This window comes from Marilutibacter maris, from assembly GCF_003233695.1.
Taxonomy (GTDB): domain Bacteria; phylum Pseudomonadota; class Gammaproteobacteria; order Xanthomonadales; family Xanthomonadaceae; genus Marilutibacter; species Marilutibacter maris.
In genome coordinates this window covers 1,893,101-1,908,115 of the sequence record NZ_CP029843.1, presented here as the reverse complement: position 1 = coordinate 1,908,115, position 15,015 = coordinate 1,893,101, and the positions used below count along the sequence as shown (strand labels likewise).

11 protein-coding genes are annotated in these 15,015 nt (G+C 69.7%); all 11 read right to left on the bottom strand.

Annotated elements, in window-relative coordinates; all coding sequences use genetic code 11:
* Positions 1-4 precede the first annotated feature (4 nt).
* On the bottom strand, positions 5-943 hold the full coding sequence (locus C9I47_RS08400; protein WP_407067516.1) for a phosphoglycerate mutase: 939 nt from the start codon (positions 941-943) through the stop codon (positions 5-7).
* Positions 940-1,416 (bottom strand): transcription elongation factor GreA, encoded by a 477-nt coding sequence (gene greA / locus C9I47_RS08395; protein ID WP_111266339.1) that lies wholly within the window; start codon positions 1,414-1,416, stop codon positions 940-942. The genes C9I47_RS08400 and greA overlap by 4 nt, the downstream gene beginning before the upstream one ends.
* Positions 1,417-1,640: 224 nt before the next feature.
* Entirely contained in the window at positions 1,641-4,889 is a 3,249-nt protein-coding gene (gene carB, locus C9I47_RS08390; protein WP_111266338.1) for a carbamoyl-phosphate synthase large subunit, read from the bottom strand.
* A 9-nt stretch (positions 4,890-4,898) separates the two neighbouring features.
* Positions 4,899-5,540 (bottom strand): hypothetical protein, encoded by a 642-nt coding sequence (locus tag C9I47_RS08385; RefSeq protein ID WP_111266337.1) that lies wholly within the window; start codon positions 5,538-5,540, stop codon positions 4,899-4,901.
* Entirely contained in the window at positions 5,537-6,688 is a 1,152-nt protein-coding gene (gene carA / locus C9I47_RS08380; RefSeq protein WP_111266336.1) for a glutamine-hydrolyzing carbamoyl-phosphate synthase small subunit, read from the bottom strand. The genes C9I47_RS08385 and carA overlap by 4 nt, the downstream gene beginning before the upstream one ends.
* 197 nt (positions 6,689-6,885) lie before the next feature.
* Entirely contained in the window at positions 6,886-7,644 is a 759-nt protein-coding gene (gene dapB, locus C9I47_RS08375) for a 4-hydroxy-tetrahydrodipicolinate reductase (RefSeq protein WP_111266335.1), read from the bottom strand.
* Positions 7,645-7,703: 59 nt separating this feature from the next.
* The gene (gene fdhD, locus C9I47_RS08370; RefSeq protein ID WP_223250332.1) at positions 7,704-8,552 is read right to left on the bottom strand and encodes a formate dehydrogenase accessory sulfurtransferase FdhD; all 849 of its coding nucleotides are present in this window, start codon (positions 8,550-8,552) and stop codon (positions 7,704-7,706) included.
* A complete protein-coding gene (locus C9I47_RS08365) occupies positions 8,542-10,890 on the bottom strand; it encodes an FdhF/YdeP family oxidoreductase (protein WP_111266333.1) in 2,349 nt (782 codons plus the stop codon). The genes fdhD and C9I47_RS08365 overlap by 11 nt, the downstream gene beginning before the upstream one ends.
* A gap of 100 nt (positions 10,891-10,990) precedes the next feature.
* Positions 10,991-12,118 (bottom strand): molecular chaperone DnaJ, encoded by a 1,128-nt coding sequence (gene dnaJ, locus C9I47_RS08360; RefSeq protein WP_111266332.1) that lies wholly within the window; start codon positions 12,116-12,118, stop codon positions 10,991-10,993.
* A 134-nt stretch (positions 12,119-12,252) separates the two neighbouring features.
* Entirely contained in the window at positions 12,253-14,163 is a 1,911-nt protein-coding gene (dnaK, locus tag C9I47_RS08355) for a molecular chaperone DnaK (protein ID WP_111266331.1), read from the bottom strand.
* 173 nt (positions 14,164-14,336) lie between these two features.
* The gene (gene grpE / locus C9I47_RS08350) at positions 14,337-14,951 is read right to left on the bottom strand and encodes a nucleotide exchange factor GrpE (RefSeq protein ID WP_262982924.1); all 615 of its coding nucleotides are present in this window, start codon (positions 14,949-14,951) and stop codon (positions 14,337-14,339) included.
* Positions 14,952-15,015 lie beyond the last annotated feature (64 nt).

Below are 15,015 nucleotides of genomic sequence, written 5' to 3'. Positions count from 1 at the left end.
GGGCTCATTGGGCCAGCCGCTCGCGCGGGCGACGCCAGAACCGCCAACGCTGTCCGCGCCGGAGCTTGAAGCACTGGCCGTCGGCGCAGTCGAGCCACAGCTCGGAAACCCTGCCATCGGTCAGCTGGGCGAGCAGCGGCAGCAGCCAGTCCTGCTGCAGGCGGGCCAGATCGCGCGCCTCGCGCAGGTCGAACAGGCCGGCGCCCGCCGCGACCGGCGCGAGCGTCGGCAAGGGATGCGCCGGGACCCCGGCCAGGGTCGCGAAGGCGGTCAGGCTGTCGTCGTCGGAATGGATCGCCGCGGCCGCGCTGCGCACATGATCGGGCAGCGCGCCGCCGCCCCACAGCCACAGCGAATTGACCGCCGGCAGGCCGGCGGCGACGCGCCGGGCATTGCGCGGATGGTTGTGCAGGACGATCTGGGCCTCGCTCAGCAAGGTCCGCCAGCGTCTCGACTCGCGGTCGCCGGCCGCGCCCGGCAGGTGCTCGAACAGCTCGTCGCCCAGCGCGTCCTCGGGCGTGCTGAACGTCGGCACCGGAGTGCCCGGCGCCAGTCGCAGGTACCAGCGCGACGGCGTCGGCGCGTCGATCGGGCTGCCGAAGTCGCCGAACAGCGGGCGCAACGCCGGCAGGAAGGCGGCGACATCGTCGGCGTCCAGCGCCAGGCCCTGGCCATGCGCCAGCAGGCGCGCGCCATTGATGTCCGGTTGCACGTGAGCCGGATCGGCGCGCAGCCAGGTCGCGCCGGCGGCATCGCCGGCATCGGCCTGACGGGTGACCGCGGCGACCGGCCAGCCGCGCGGCAGCACGTCGAACACGCGCTCGCGCTGCGGACGCGGATCGAGCGAGACGTCGGCGCGTCCGAGCGCGCGGGCGCAGTCCGCGCCCAGGCGCTGGCCGCCGAAACGCTGCGGATCCGGCAGCAGCAGCCCGACCCGCATCAGCCGGCGTAGCTGACCGAGACGATCTCGTACTCGCGGGTGCCGCCCGGTGCCTCGATGGTGACGCTGTCGCCCTCGTGCTTGCCGATCAGCGCGCGCGCGACCGGCGAGGAGATCGCGATCCAGCCCTGCTTGATGTCCGCCTCCAGGTCGCCGACGATCTGGTAGGTGGTGCTGGCGTCGGTCTCGACGTCGGCCAGCTCGACGGTCGCGCCGAACACGATCCGCGAACCGGCGTTGAGCCCGGCCACGTCGATGACCTGGGCGTGCGAGAGCTCGGCCTCGAGCTGCTTGATCCGGCCCTCGATGAAGCCCTGCTGCTCGCGCGCGGCGTGATACTCGGCGTTCTCCTTGAGGTCGCCGTGGGCGCGCGCTTCGGCGATCGCATTGATCACCGCCGGCCGCTTGACCGACTTGAGTTCTTCCAGTTCCGCGCGCAGGCGCTGCGCGCCCTTCACCGTGATCGGTGCTCTCATGGGTACGTCCTTTCTTTCGTTCGTGGCCGCAAAAGTAAAGAAGGCGGCGGATGCGATTGGCGTCATGCCAAGGCGTCCCACCACCCACTCACGGCCGTTCAAAGAAGCCGCTACAGGCTAGCAGGAATGCGGGGCGGGTCGAAACCCGCCCCGGTCCGTCCGGCGCCGTGGCCGGAACGGCGCCGTTCAGCCGGCGCCGCCTGGCAGGGCTTGCCGTGCCAGCACTAGGAGGACGCGACCTCCGCATGCAGCTCCTGCAGCGACCACACCGGGCCGGTGCCGCGGTACTCGAGCGAATTCACCAACGCTCGGGCGCCGGCGATCGTCGTCGAATAGGTCACCCGCTGCTGCAGGGCCTCGCGCCGGATCGAGAACGAGTCGTTGATCGCCTGGCGGCCCTCGGTGGTGTTCACGATGTAGGCGATCTCGCCGTTCTTGATCAGGTCGACCACGTGCGGGCGGCCCTCGATCACCTTGTTCACGCGCTCGCAGTCGATGCCGTTCTCGGCCAGGAAGGCGTGGGTGCCGGAGGTCGCGACCAGCGAGTAGCCGCGCGCGATGAGGTCGCGCGCGACCGGCACCACCCGCTTCTTGTCCGGATCGCGGACCGAGACGAATACCTTGCCCTCGGTCGGCAACGCACGGATGCCGCCGGCCTCCTGCGCGCGCGCCATCGCCGCGCCGAAGGTGCGGCCGACGCCCATCACCTCGCCGGTGGAGCGCATCTCCGGGCCGAGGATCGGGTCCACGCCCTGGAACTTGGCGAACGGGAAGATCGCCTCCTTGACCGAGAAGTACCCAGGCACGACCTCCTCGGTCGCACCCTGCTCGGCCAGGGTCCTGCCGACCATGCAGCGGGCGGCGATCTTGGCCAGCGCCAGGCCGGTCGCCTTGGACACGAACGGCACCGTGCGCGAGGCGCGCGGGTTGACCTCGATCAGGTAGACCGTGTCGGCGCCGTCCTCGTCGAAGGTCACCGCGAACTGGGTGTTCATCAGGCCGACCACGTTCAGCGCCTTCGCCAGCGCCATCACCTGCTCGCGCAGCTTGTCCTGCACCGCGGCCGGCAGCGAGTACGGCGGCAGCGAGCACGAGGAGTCGCCCGAGTGCACGCCGGCCTCCTCGATGTGCTCCATCACGCCGCCGATCAGCACGTTGCCATCCTTGTCGGCGATCACGTCGACATCGACCTCGACCGCGTTGTCGAGGAAGCGGTCGAGCAGCACCGGCGAATCGTTGGAGACCTTGACCGCGTCGCGGATGTAGCGGGTCAGGTCGGCGTCGGAATAGACGATCTCCATCGCCCGGCCGCCGAGCACGTAGCTGGGCCGCACCACCAGCGGGTAGCCGATCTGCGAGGCCAGCAGCAGCGCCTCCTCGGGATTGCGCGCGGTGCGGTTGAGCGGCTGCGCCAACTGCAGGTCCTCGACCAGCTTCTGGAAGCGCTCGCGGTCCTCGGCCAGGTCGATGCTGTCCGGACTGGTGCCGACGATCGGCACCCCGGCCGCCTCCAGCGCCCGCGCCAGCTTCAGCGGGGTCTGTCCGCCGTACTGCACGATCACGCCCTTGGGCTTTTCCAGCTCGGCGATCTCCAGCACGTCCTCGAGCGTCAGCGGCTCGAAATACAGGCGATCGGAGGTGTCGTAGTCGGTCGACACCGTCTCCGGGTTGCAGTTGACCATGATGGTCTCGTAGCCGTCCTCGCGCAGGGCCAGCGCGGCGTGCACGCAGCAGTAGTCGAACTCGATGCCCTGGCCGATGCGGTTGGGACCGCCGCCGAGCACGATGATCTTGTCGCGGTCGCTTGGCGCCGCCTCGCACTCTTCCTCGTAGGTCGAGTACATGTAGGCGGTGGTGGTGGCGAACTCGGCGGCGCAGGAGTCGACCCGCTTGTAGACCGGGCGCACGCCGAAGGCGTGGCGCAGGGTGCGCACGGCGGCCTCGTCGGTGCCGGTCAGCTCGGCCAGGCGGGCGTCGGAGAAGCCCATCCGCTTGAGCGCGCGCATCCGCTTCTCGTCGAGCGCGGCCAGGCCGGACTCGGCGACCGCCTTCTCCTCGGCGATGATCTCCTCGATCTGATCGAGGAACCATGGGTCGACGAAGGACAGCGCGTGCACGTCCTCCACGCTCATGCCGGCGCGGAAGGCGTCGCCGATGTAGAACATCCGTTCCGGACCCGGCTCCTTGACCTCGCGGCGCAGGGTCGCCAGGTCGGCTTCGCTGGCCAGGTCCAGCCCGGTCGGATCGAGACCGACCTTGCCGGTCTCCAGGCCACGCAGCGCCTTCTGCAGCGACTCCTGGAAGGTCCGGCCCATCGCCATCACTTCGCCGACCGACTTCATCTGGGTGGTCAGGCGGGCCTCGGCCTGGGGGAACTTCTCGAACGCGAAGCGCGGAATCTTGGTGACCACGTAGTCGATGGTCGGCTCGAACGAGGCCGGGGTCGCGCCGCCGGTGATCTCATTGCGCAGCTCGTCCAGGGTGTAGCCGACGGCGAGCTTGGCGGCGACCTTGGCGATCGGGAAACCGGTCGCCTTCGATGCCAGCGCCGAGGAGCGCGACACCCGCGGGTTCATTTCGATCACCACGACCCGGCCGTTGCTGGCGTTGATGCCGAACTGGACGTTCGAGCCGCCGGTGTCGACGCCGATCTTGCGCAGCACCGCGATCGAAGCGTCGCGCAGGCGCTGGTATTCCTTGTCGGTCAGGGTCTGCGCCGGGGCGACGGTAATCGAGTCGCCGGTGTGCACGCCCATCGCGTCGAAGTTCTCGATCGAGCAGACGATGATGCAGTTGTCCGCCTTGTCGCGGACCACCTCCATCTCGAACTCCTTCCAGCCCAGCACCGACTCCTCGATCAGCACTTCACTGGTCGGCGACAGCTCGAGGCCGCGCTTGGCGATCTCCTCGAACTCCTCCTTGTTGTAGGCGATGCCGCCGCCGGTGCCGCCGAGGGTGAAGCTGGGACGGATGATGGTCGGATAGCCGACCGTGGCCTGGATCTCGACCGCCTGCTCGAAGGTCCTGGCGACCGCCGCGCGCGGGCACTCCAGGCCGATCTCCTCCATCGCCACCCGGAACAATTCGCGGTCCTCGGCCATGCGGATGGCCTCGCGCGAGGCGCCGATCAGCTCGACGCCGTGCTTGTCCAGCACGCCGTTGTCGGCCAGGTCGAGCGCGCAGTTGAGCGCGGTCTGGCCGCCCATCGTCGGCAGCAGCGCGTCGGGCTTCTCCTTGGCGATGATCTTCTCGACCGTCTGCCAGTTGATCGGCTCGATGTAGACGGCGTCGGCCATCTCCGGGTCGGTCATGATCGTGGCCGGATTGCTGTTGACCAGCACGACCCGGTAACCCTCGTCGCGCAGCGCCTTGCACGCCTGCGCGCCGGAGTAATCGAACTCGCAGGCCTGGCCGATCACGATGGGACCGGCGCCGATGATCAGGATGGTTTTGATATCAGTGCGCTTGGGCATGGGTCGACTTCACAGGTATGCGGAGGGGGGCACATCGCAGGAGCGCATGGCCTTGATCATCTGACGGGCGGCAAGCGAGAAGCCCTTCTGGTATCCGGACTTCTCGATCTGGGCCTTGGACTGATCCGGCGACATCGATTCGCCCAGGCCGGTCATGCGGCGCAGATCCGCATAGTCGGGATCGCCGACCAGGGTCATCATCGACAGGACCTGGTCGTTGCTGACGCCCGCCAACAGTTCGCTCTCGTCGACCGGCTCGCCCGACTGGGCGGACATCACGCCGCCCATCACCAACTTGCCGAGCAGCTCCGCCGAGCCGGACTGCAGCAGGCGCAGGTCGTCATCGAAGCGGTCGGGATGGGCCTCGGCATACTCGACCACCTCTTCCCGCTTCGCGCGCCAGTAACCCGGCTGCGACAGCTCCTCGCGTACGCAGGAAAGCTGCTCCGCGGTGATGGCATCGGGCTTTTCCTGCATCGGCCACAGCGGGTCCTCGGTCGCGAACATCTCGAACACCCTGCCCATCGGGAACAGCTGGACGGCGGCATCGGTCATCTCGTCGATCGCCTCCTGCTTGACCCCATCCGCCATCGCGGCGCCGCTGAAACCGGCGCACAGGATGCAGATCAGCCAACCCGCCGGGGCCCTCATGCGCGCGCCCCGGCGGACGCCATCATCGCCACGAAGCGATCGAACAACGGCGCCACGTCGTGCGGTCCGGGGCTGGCCTCGGGGTGGCCCTGGAAGCTGAACGCGGGGGCATCGATCAACTCGATGCCCTGGTTGGAGCCGTCGAACAGCGAACGGTGGGTCACCCGCACGTTGGCCGGCAGGCTGCTCTCGTCGATCGCGAAACCGTGGTTCTGCGAGGTGATCATCACCCGGCCGCGCCCCTCGTCGCCGGCGCCGACGTCCTGCACCGGATGGTTGGCGCCATGGTGGCCGAACTTCATCTTCATCGTGCGCGCGCCGGCGGCCAGGCCGAGCAGTTGGTGGCCCAGGCAGATGCCGAACACCGGCATGCGGGCGGCGACGAATTCGCGGATCGCGGCGATCGCGTAGTCGCAGGGCTCCGGGTCGCCAGGGCCGTTGGACAGGAACACGCCGTCGGGCTTGAGCGCCATCACCTCCGCGGCCGGCGTCGTCGCCGGCACCACGGTCAGCTCGCAGCCACGCTCGGCCAGCATGCGCAGGATGTTGTGCTTGACCCCGAAGTCGTAGGCGACGACCTTGAAGCGCGGTTCGGCGCTGACGAAGGCGTTGCGGTCCAGGTCGAGCTGGCCATCGCGCCAGCTGTAGCGCTCGGCGGTGGTGACTTCCTTCGCCAGGTCCATGCCCTTCAGGCCGGGAAACTTGCGCGCGGCCTCGACCGCCTTGTCGGCGTCGATCCCGTCGCCGGCGACCAAAGCCCCGCCCTGCGCGCCGGTGTCGCGCAGCAGCCGGGTCAGCTTGCGGGTGTCGATCCCGGCAATGCCGACGATCCCGCGCGCGGCCAGCCACTCGGGCAGCGCCACCTGGCTGCGCCAGTTGCTCGGACGACGCGGCACGTCGCGCACGATCAGCCCGGCGGCCCAGACCTGGCGCGCCTCGTCGTCCTGGTCGGTGCAACCGGTATTGCCGATGTGGGGATAGGTCAGGGTCACCAGCTGACGCGCGTAGGACGGATCGGTCAGGATTTCCTGATAGCCGGTGATCGCGGTGTTGAATACCACTTCGCCGACCGAAAGGCCGGGCGCGCCTACGGAAACGCCCTCGAAGAGGGTGCCGTCTTCGAGCGCGAGGAGTGCGGGTTGGTTCACGGGGGTCGCCTTGGATGCAGATGGGTGCTGACCGGGCCCGGCCTTGCGCCACCGCAGAAAGCCGGCTGCACAAAAGCGCGGACACGGTGCGAGGCCGGTCCGGTTCGGGGGGTTCAGGCGAGCGGGAATTCTAGCGGGCCGGAGGCCTCGGCGCCAGCCTTCGATGACATTCGGATGACACGCCCCGGGGGACGCGTTCAGCTCAGCAGATCGGCGACCCGGTAGCGTCCGGCCGGGCGGTCGCGCAGGCGCGCGGCCACATGCAGCGCGCCGCGGGCGAAGATATCGCGGCTGGTTGCGCGATGCGCCAGCTCGATGCGCTCGCCCAGGCCGGTGAACTGGACCATGTGTTCGCCGACGATGTCGCCGGCCCGCAGCGCCGCGTAGCGCGGCTCGGCCCCGCCCGCCCGCGCGGCTTCGCCCAGGGTCAGCGCGGTGCCGGATGGCGCGTCCTTCTTGTGCACGTGATGGGATTCGACGATGTCGCAGTCCCAGCCCGGCAGCGCCGCCGCCGCGCGTCGGACCAGATCGTCCAGCACCGCGACGCCGAGGCTGAAGTTGGATGCCCACAACACCGGGATGCGAGCCGCCGCCGCGTCCAGCGCCGCATGCTGCTCCGGCTCCAGTCCGGTGGTGCCGGAGATCAGGCCGCAGCCGCGCGCCTCGCACAGCGCCAGCAGCGGCGCCATCCCCTGCGGCAGACTGAAATCGATCGCGACGTCGAACTCCGGGACCGACACCAGCTCGGCGGCGGAGAAGTGCGGCACTCCGTCGACCACCCGCTGGGCCGGGGTCGAACGCGCAACCGCCGCAACCACGGCGATGTCCTCGCGCTCCCCCGCCAGCCGCAGCAGCGCCTGGCCCATGCGCCCGGACGCGCCGTGGATCAACAGCCGCACAACGGGACGAGACTGGCTTTCGGACGGGCTTTGCGACGGGTCTGACGACTGATTCATCGGCGCAGGCTACTGGCTGCCGCCGTCCCTCACAAGCGCGCGGACAGGCCGCCCGGCGCTCAATCGCGCGCGCCTGCTCCGGCCAACCGCTGCGGGTGGCTGTAGACCACGCAGCGCCCCGGCCGCACGAAGCCGGCCAGGGTCAGGCGGCTGGCACGGGCCAGGTCGACCGCCAGCGCGGTCGGTGCGGAGATCGCCGCCAGCAGGCCGATCCCGAGCCGCGCGGCCTTGGTCACCATCTCGTAACTGGCGCGGCTGGTCACCAGCACGAAGCCGTCCCCCAGGTCGACGCCGTCGCGGACGAGCGCGCCCAGCAGCTTGTCCAGGGCGTTGTGGCGGCCGACATCCTCACGCACCAGCACGACCTCGCCGGTCTGGGTCGCCCAGGCGGCGGCATGCATCGCACCGGTGACGGCGTTGAGCGGCTGGCGCCCGGCCAGCGCGGCCTGGGCCCGCTCCAGCGCGTCCGTCCCGACCCGCGGCCCGTCCGCCACCGGCGCGATCGGGCGCAGCACGTCCTCCAGATGCCGGCTGCCGCACAGACCGCAGCCGCTGCGCCCCGGCAACAGGCGCTCATCGCCATACCGCGACGGCACCGCGGACGGCGCGTCGATATCGAGCACATGGCCTTCCAGCCGCGCATGCACCCGGACCCCGCGGATGTCGCCGATGCCGGCGACCAGCCCCTCGCTCAGCGAGAATCCGAAGGCGAAGTCCTCCAGGTCGGCGGGGGTTGCCATCATCACCGCGAACGCCTCGCCGTTGTAGCGCAGTTCGACCGGCACCTCCTCGGCCAACCAGTCCTCGCCCGCCCGCTGCGCTCCGTCCCGGTGCACGGTGACGGAGCGGTGCGCCCGCCCGGGGCCGCGCGCCCCGCCCGCCTCGGCGGCGGACGGCTCAGCCTTCACCGGCGGCCTGCGGCGCCGACGCCGACAGCCGCACCGGCACCGACTTGTAGCCCGGGGTACCGGAGCGCGGGTCGCGATCGTCCAGCGCCAGCAGGCCGTTGCCTTCGGGGTAGTACATCGCCACCGAACCGCGGGAGATGGCGAACGCCACCGCCACATAGCCGCGCACGCTGCGGCCGTTGGCGGCGCCCAAGGGGTCGCAGGCCTGCACGTCGATGCGGTCGCCCTCCTTCAGGCCGCGCTCGGCAAGGTCGTCGGGATTTACGAAGACGACGTCGCGGCGGCCATGGATGCCGCGGTAGCGGTCGTTCATGCCGTAGATGGTGGTGTTGTACTGGTCGTGCGAGCGCACCGTGGCCAGCCTGAGCAGGCCGTCGGCAGCCGCCGGGTCCTCGTCCAGCCCGCGCGCGAGCAGGAAATGGGCCTTGCCGTCGGCGGTGTTCCAGTGCCGCCGGGAAGCCGCGTTGTCGAGGCGGAAGCCGCCGGGCTCGCGGACCCTGTCGTTGTAGCCGGCGAAGATCGGGAACACCGCCTCGATGTCGGCGCGGATACGGTCGTAGTCCTCGACCATCTCTTCCCAGTCGACCTTCGAGTCCGGCAGGGTCGCGCGCGCCAGCAGGGCGACGATCGCCGGTTCCGAACGCAGGTGCTCGGAGGCCGGCTTCAACCGCCCCTGCGAGGCGTGCACCATCGACATCGAATCCTCCACCGTCACCGATTGCGGGCCACCGGCCTGAACGTCCAGCTCGGTGCGCCCCAGGCACGGCAGCAGGAAGGCCTGCCTGGCCGGGATCAGGTGCGAGCGGTTGAGCTTGGTCGCGATGTGCACGGCCAGGTCCAGCTTGCGCATCGCCGGGAAGGTCGCCTGCGGATCGGACATCGCCACCGCCAGGTTGCCGCCCAGGCACAGCAGCGCCTTCGAGCGGCCCTCGGCGATCGCCTGGACCGCGGCGACAGCGTCGTGGCCGTGCGCGGCCGGCGGCTCGAAGCCATAGGTCCGACGGATGCCGTCCAGCAGCGCCGCGCTGGGCTTCTCGGTGATGCCGACGGTGCGGTCGCCCTGCACGTTGGAGTGACCCCGCAACGGGCATATGCCGGCGCCGGGGCGGCCGATATTGCCGCGCAGCAACAGCAGGTTGGCCAGCTGCTGCACGTTCTCGGTGCCGTGGCGATGCTGGGTGATGCCCATGCCGTAGCAGACGATCACCCGTTCGGCGCGGGCATAGATCGAGGCCGCGCCGGCGATATCGTCGCGGCTCAGGCCCGAATGGCGCTCGATGCCGTCCCAGTCGCTGGCCCGCAGATCCGCCGCCAGCGCCTCGAAACCGCGGGTGTGCTCGGCGATGAAGGCGCGGTCGAGCAGGCCCTCGCCGCCCTTGGCCAGATCGGCCGCGTCGGCCTCCAGCAGCCACTTCATCATGCCCTTCAGCACCGCGAGGTCGCCGCCGATCCGGGGCTTGAAGTAGGTCGAGGCGATCCGCACCGCGTGCCCGGTCAGCATCTCGGCCGGATCCTGCGGCGACACGAAGCGCTCCAGCCCGCGTTCGGGCATCGGGTTGATCACCACGATCGGCGCGCCGCGCAGCGAGACCTCGCGCAGCGTCCCCAGCATCCGCGGATGATTGGTGCCGGGGTTGTGGCCGATGCAGAACACCGCGTCGGCGTGCTCGAAGTCCTCCAGCGTCACCGTGCCCTTGCCGACTCCGATCGACTCCGGCAGCCCGACGCTGGTGGCTTCGTGGCACATGTTCGAGCAGTCGGGGAAGTTGTTGCAGCCGTACTCGCGCACGAACAGCTGGTACAGGAAGGCGGCCTCGTTGGAGGCGCGGCCGGAGGTGTAGAACTCGGCCATGGTCGGGTCCGGCAGCGCGCGCAACGCGTCGCCGATACGCTCGGCGGCCTCTTCCCACAGGATCGGCAGGTACTTGTCCTGGGCCGGGTCGTAGACCATCGGATGGGTCAGGCGGCCCTCGTTCTCCAGGTCGTGGTCGTTCCACTGCCACAGCTCGGACAAAGTGTGTCGGGCGAAGAAGTCGGGCGTGGTGCGCCTGGAGGTCGCTTCCCAGGTCACCGCCTTGGCGCCGTTCTCGCAGAACTCGAACGACGAGGTGTGGCTCGGATCGGGCCAGGCACAGCCCGGGCAGTCGAAGCCCACCGGCTGGTTGACCCGGTGCAGCGCCTCCATCGAGCGCGGCACCGCCATCTGCCCGCGGATCGCGCCGGCGACCGCCCGCAACGCCCCCCAGCCGCCGGCCGGGCCCTCGTAGGGGCGGACGGTCTTGTCGAAGTCGGCCTCCGGTGGCGGCGCCTTGGGCGGATCCTGCGGGGGAGTCTTCATCGGACGCCTGCAAAAACTTGATGACCGACGGTCATCATAAACCTGACGCAGTGTGCGCCAGGTCGTCGTGCAGGCGAGCGGCGGCGCGCGCCGCGGCGGCTCAGGAAACCATCCGGTCCCAGAAGCCCTTGACCCCGTCGAGGAAGGTCGCCGACCTCGGCGAATGCTTGCGCGCACCCTCGCCGGAGAAGGTCGCCTCGAACTTCTCCAGCAGATCGCGCTGCTCGGCGGTGAGATTGACCGGCGTCTCGACCACGACCCGGCAGTACAGATCGCCTTCGCTGCGGCTGCGCACCGACTTGACGCCCTTGCCGCGCAGGCGGAACAGCTTGCCGCTCTGGGTCTCGGCCGGCAGCCGGATCTCGGCGTCCCCGTTCAGGGTCGGCACCCGGACCACGTCGCCCAGCGCCGCCTGCGAGATCCGGATCGGCACCTCGCAGTGCAGGTCGTCGCCGTCGCGATGGAATATCTCGTGTTCCTTGACCCGCACCTCGACATAGAGGTCGCCCGGCGGCACGCCGACCGGACCGGCTTCGCCCTCGCCCGCCAGGCGGATGCGGTCGCCGGTATCGACCCCGGCCGGCACCTTCACCTGCAGGGTCTTGTTGCGCTCGATCCGGCCCTGGCCGTGGCAGTCTTCGCAGGGGTTGGCGATGGTCTTGCCGCTGCCGCCGCAATGCGGACAGGCCTGCTGCATCGAGAAGATGCCGCGCTGGAAGCGCACCTGGCCGCGACCGTTGCAGGTCCCGCAGGTCTCGGTCCTGCCGTCGGCCGAACCGCTGCCGTTGCAGGTGTCGCAGCTCTCCAGGGTCGGAATCTCGATCTGCCGTTCGACCCCGCCGACCGCCTCCTCCAGGCTCAGCTCCATCACGTAGCCGACATCGGCGCCGCGACGCGGGCCGCGCGGGCCGGCGCCTCCGCCGAAGATGTTGCCGAAGATGTCGCCGAAGATGTCGCCCATGTCGGCGTAGCCGGCGCCGGGACCGCCACCGCCCATGCCGTGCTCGAACGCCGCGTGGCCGTGCTGGTCGTAGGCCCGGCGCTTGTTGGCGTCGGACAGGACCTCGTAGGCCTCCTTGCACTCCTTGAACGCGACCTCGGCCGCCACATCGCCCGGATTACGGTCCGGGTGATGCTTCATCGCGCAACGGCGGTAGGCCTTCTTCAGCTCGTCCGCCGACACGTCGCGGCCGACGCCCAGCACTTCGTAGTAGTCACGCTTGCTCATGGTTGTAGCGACTTCCCCCGCCGCACCGGCATCGGCCGGCGCGGACTGTTGATACGACAAGGGTCCGGAACCGCGGAACGGTCCCGAACCCCTGTGGCGGCCCCGCCGGGTTCATGCCAGAGGGGCCGGCCGGCTTACTTGTTGTCGTCCTTGACCTCGGTGAACTCGGCGTCGACGACATCGTCGCCGGTCGCGCCGGAAGCGGCGGCGCCCTCGCCGGGCTGGCCCCCGCCCTGGGTACCGGCGAACAGTCCCTGCGCGGCCTCCTCCAACGCCTTCGACTTGGCCTCGATCTGGGCCTTGTCGTCGCCCTTCATCGCGGTCTCGAGTTCGGCGATGGCGGTCTCGGCGGCGGCGATCGCCTCGCCCGGCGCCTTCTCGCCGTGCTCCTTGATCGAGCTGCGGGTCATGTGGATCAGGGCGTCGGCCTGGTTGCGGGCCTGGACCAGCTCGTGGAACTTCTTGTCCTCCTCGCGGTTGGCCTCCGCATCGGCGACCATCTTCGCGATCTCGTCCTCGGACAGACCCGAGCCGGCCTTGATCTCGACCTTCTGCTCCTTGCCGGTCTTCTTGTCCTTGGCGGTCACGTGGACGATGCCGTTGGCGTCGATGTCGAACGACACCTCGATCTGCGGCATGCCGCGCGGCGCCGGCTCGATGCCGGCCAGGTCGAAGCGGGCCAGCGACTTGTTGTAGCGGGCCTGCTCGCGCTCGCCCTGCAGCACGTGCACGGTGACCGCGGACTGGTTGTCGTCGGCGGTCGAGAAGGTCTGCGAGGCCTTGGTCGGCACCGTGGTGTTCTTCTCGATGATCTTGGTGAACACGCCGCCCAGGGTCTCGATGCCCAGGCTCAGCGGGGTCACGTCCAGCAGCAGCACGTCCTTGACGTCGCCGGCCAGCACGCCGCCCTGGATCGCGGCGCCCAGCGCCACCGCCTCGTCGGGGTTGACGTCCTTGCGCGGGTCCTTGCCGAAGAACTCGGCGACCGCCTGCTGGACCTTCGGCATGCGGGTCTGGCCGCCGACCAGGATCACCTCGCTGATGTCGCTGGCGCGCAGACCGGCGTCATTGAGCGCGGTGCGGCACGGCTCGATGGTCTTGCGGACCAGGTCCTCGACCAGCGACTCGAGCTTGGCCCGGGTCAGCTTGATGTTCAGGTGCTTGGGACCGGAAGCGTCGGCGGTCACGTACGGCAGGTTGACCTCGGTCTGCTGCGACGAGGACAGCTCGATCTTGGCGCGCTCGGCCGCGTCCTTCAGGCGCTGCAGGGCCAGCGGGTCCTTGCGCAGGTCGATGCCCTGGTCCTTCAGGAACTCCTCGACCAGGTAGTCGATCACGCGCTTGTCGAAGTCCTCGCCGCCGAGGAAGGTGTCGCCGTTGGTCGACAGCACCTCGACCTGCATCTCGCCGTCGACCGAGGCGATCTCGATGATCGACACGTCGAAGGTGCCGCCGCCGAGGTCGTACACGGCCACCTTGCGGTCGCCGCCCTTCTTGTCCATGCCGTAGGCCAGCGCGGCCGCGGTCGGCTCGTTGATGATGCGCTTGACCTCCAGACCGGCGATCCGGCCGGCGTCCTTGGTCGCCTGGCGCTGGCTGTCGTTGAAGTAGGCCGGCACCGTGATCACCGCCTCGGTGACGGTCTCGCCCAGGTAGGCCTCGGCGGTCTTCTTCATCTTGGTCAGCACTTCGGCCGAGATCTGCTGCGGCGCCATCTTGCTGCCTTCGACGGTCTGCACCCAGGCGTCGCCGTTGTCGTGCTCGATGATCCCGTAGGGAACCAGGTCGATGTCCTTCTGGACCTCTGCGTCGCGGAACTTGCGGCCGATCAGGCGCTTGACCGCGAAGAAGGTGTTCTTGGGGTTGGTGACGGCCTGGCGCTTGGCCGAGGCGCCGACCAGGACCTCGCTGTCCTTGGTGTACGCGACGATCGACGGCGTGGTGCGGTCGCCCTCGGCGTTCTCGATGACCTTGGCGTTGCCGCCCTCCATGATCGCCACGCACGAGTTGGTCGTGCCGAGGTCGATACCGATGATCTTGCCCATGGTGGTGTTCCCTCTCTAAGACTGTTGCTGTTGCGAATCCGGTAGTCCGGGGGGCGGGGGCCTCCCGGAGGGCGGCCGCGCCGCCGATGTCTGCTATCTAGGGGTCGACTGCGCGCCCTTCAAGGGGGCGCGGACCCGTATCTGCGGCGCTGCGGGCCGCAGACACCCGCCGCTCAGTCGTGTCGGCTGACCACGACCAGGGCCGGCCGCAGCAGGCGGTCGTTGAGCAGCCAGCCCTTCTGGTAGACCTGGACCACCTGGCCGGGCGCGTGCTCGGCGCTGTCGACCATGCTCATCGCCTGGTGGTGGTCGGGGTTGAAGGCCTCGCCGACCGGGTCGACCACGGCCATGCCGTTCTCGCCGACCACCTTCAGCAGCTGCTTCAGGGTCAGCTCCATGCCCTCGCGCAGATGCGCGGCGGTATCGCCCTCGACCCCGAGGCCGGCCTCCAGGCTGTCGATCACCGGCAACAGATCGGCCAGCAAACGCTCGTTGGCGAACTTGCGCGCGGTGTCGATCTCGCGCGCCATCCGCTTGCGCTGGTTCTCCAGCTCGGCGCGCTCGCGCAGCGATTCGTCGCGCACGGCGGCCAGTTCGGCCCGGGTCTCCTCCAGCTCGATGGCGAGCCGGGCCTGGGCGTCGTTGTCGTCGGCGTTCATGGCCATGTCCTGGTGGGTTTCGTCCTGATGCGATGCTGTGGTCATGTGCTTGGTCTGTCCCCTGCGCTGTACAGGTGTGGCTGGGAGGGTGGCGGGCGGACGACGGGCGTCCGCGACAGGGCCAGCAATGGGGACGTGGCGGCAGGATTCAAGCAGCGGGCGCGTATCCGGGCCCGGTTCAGCCTGTCGGCGG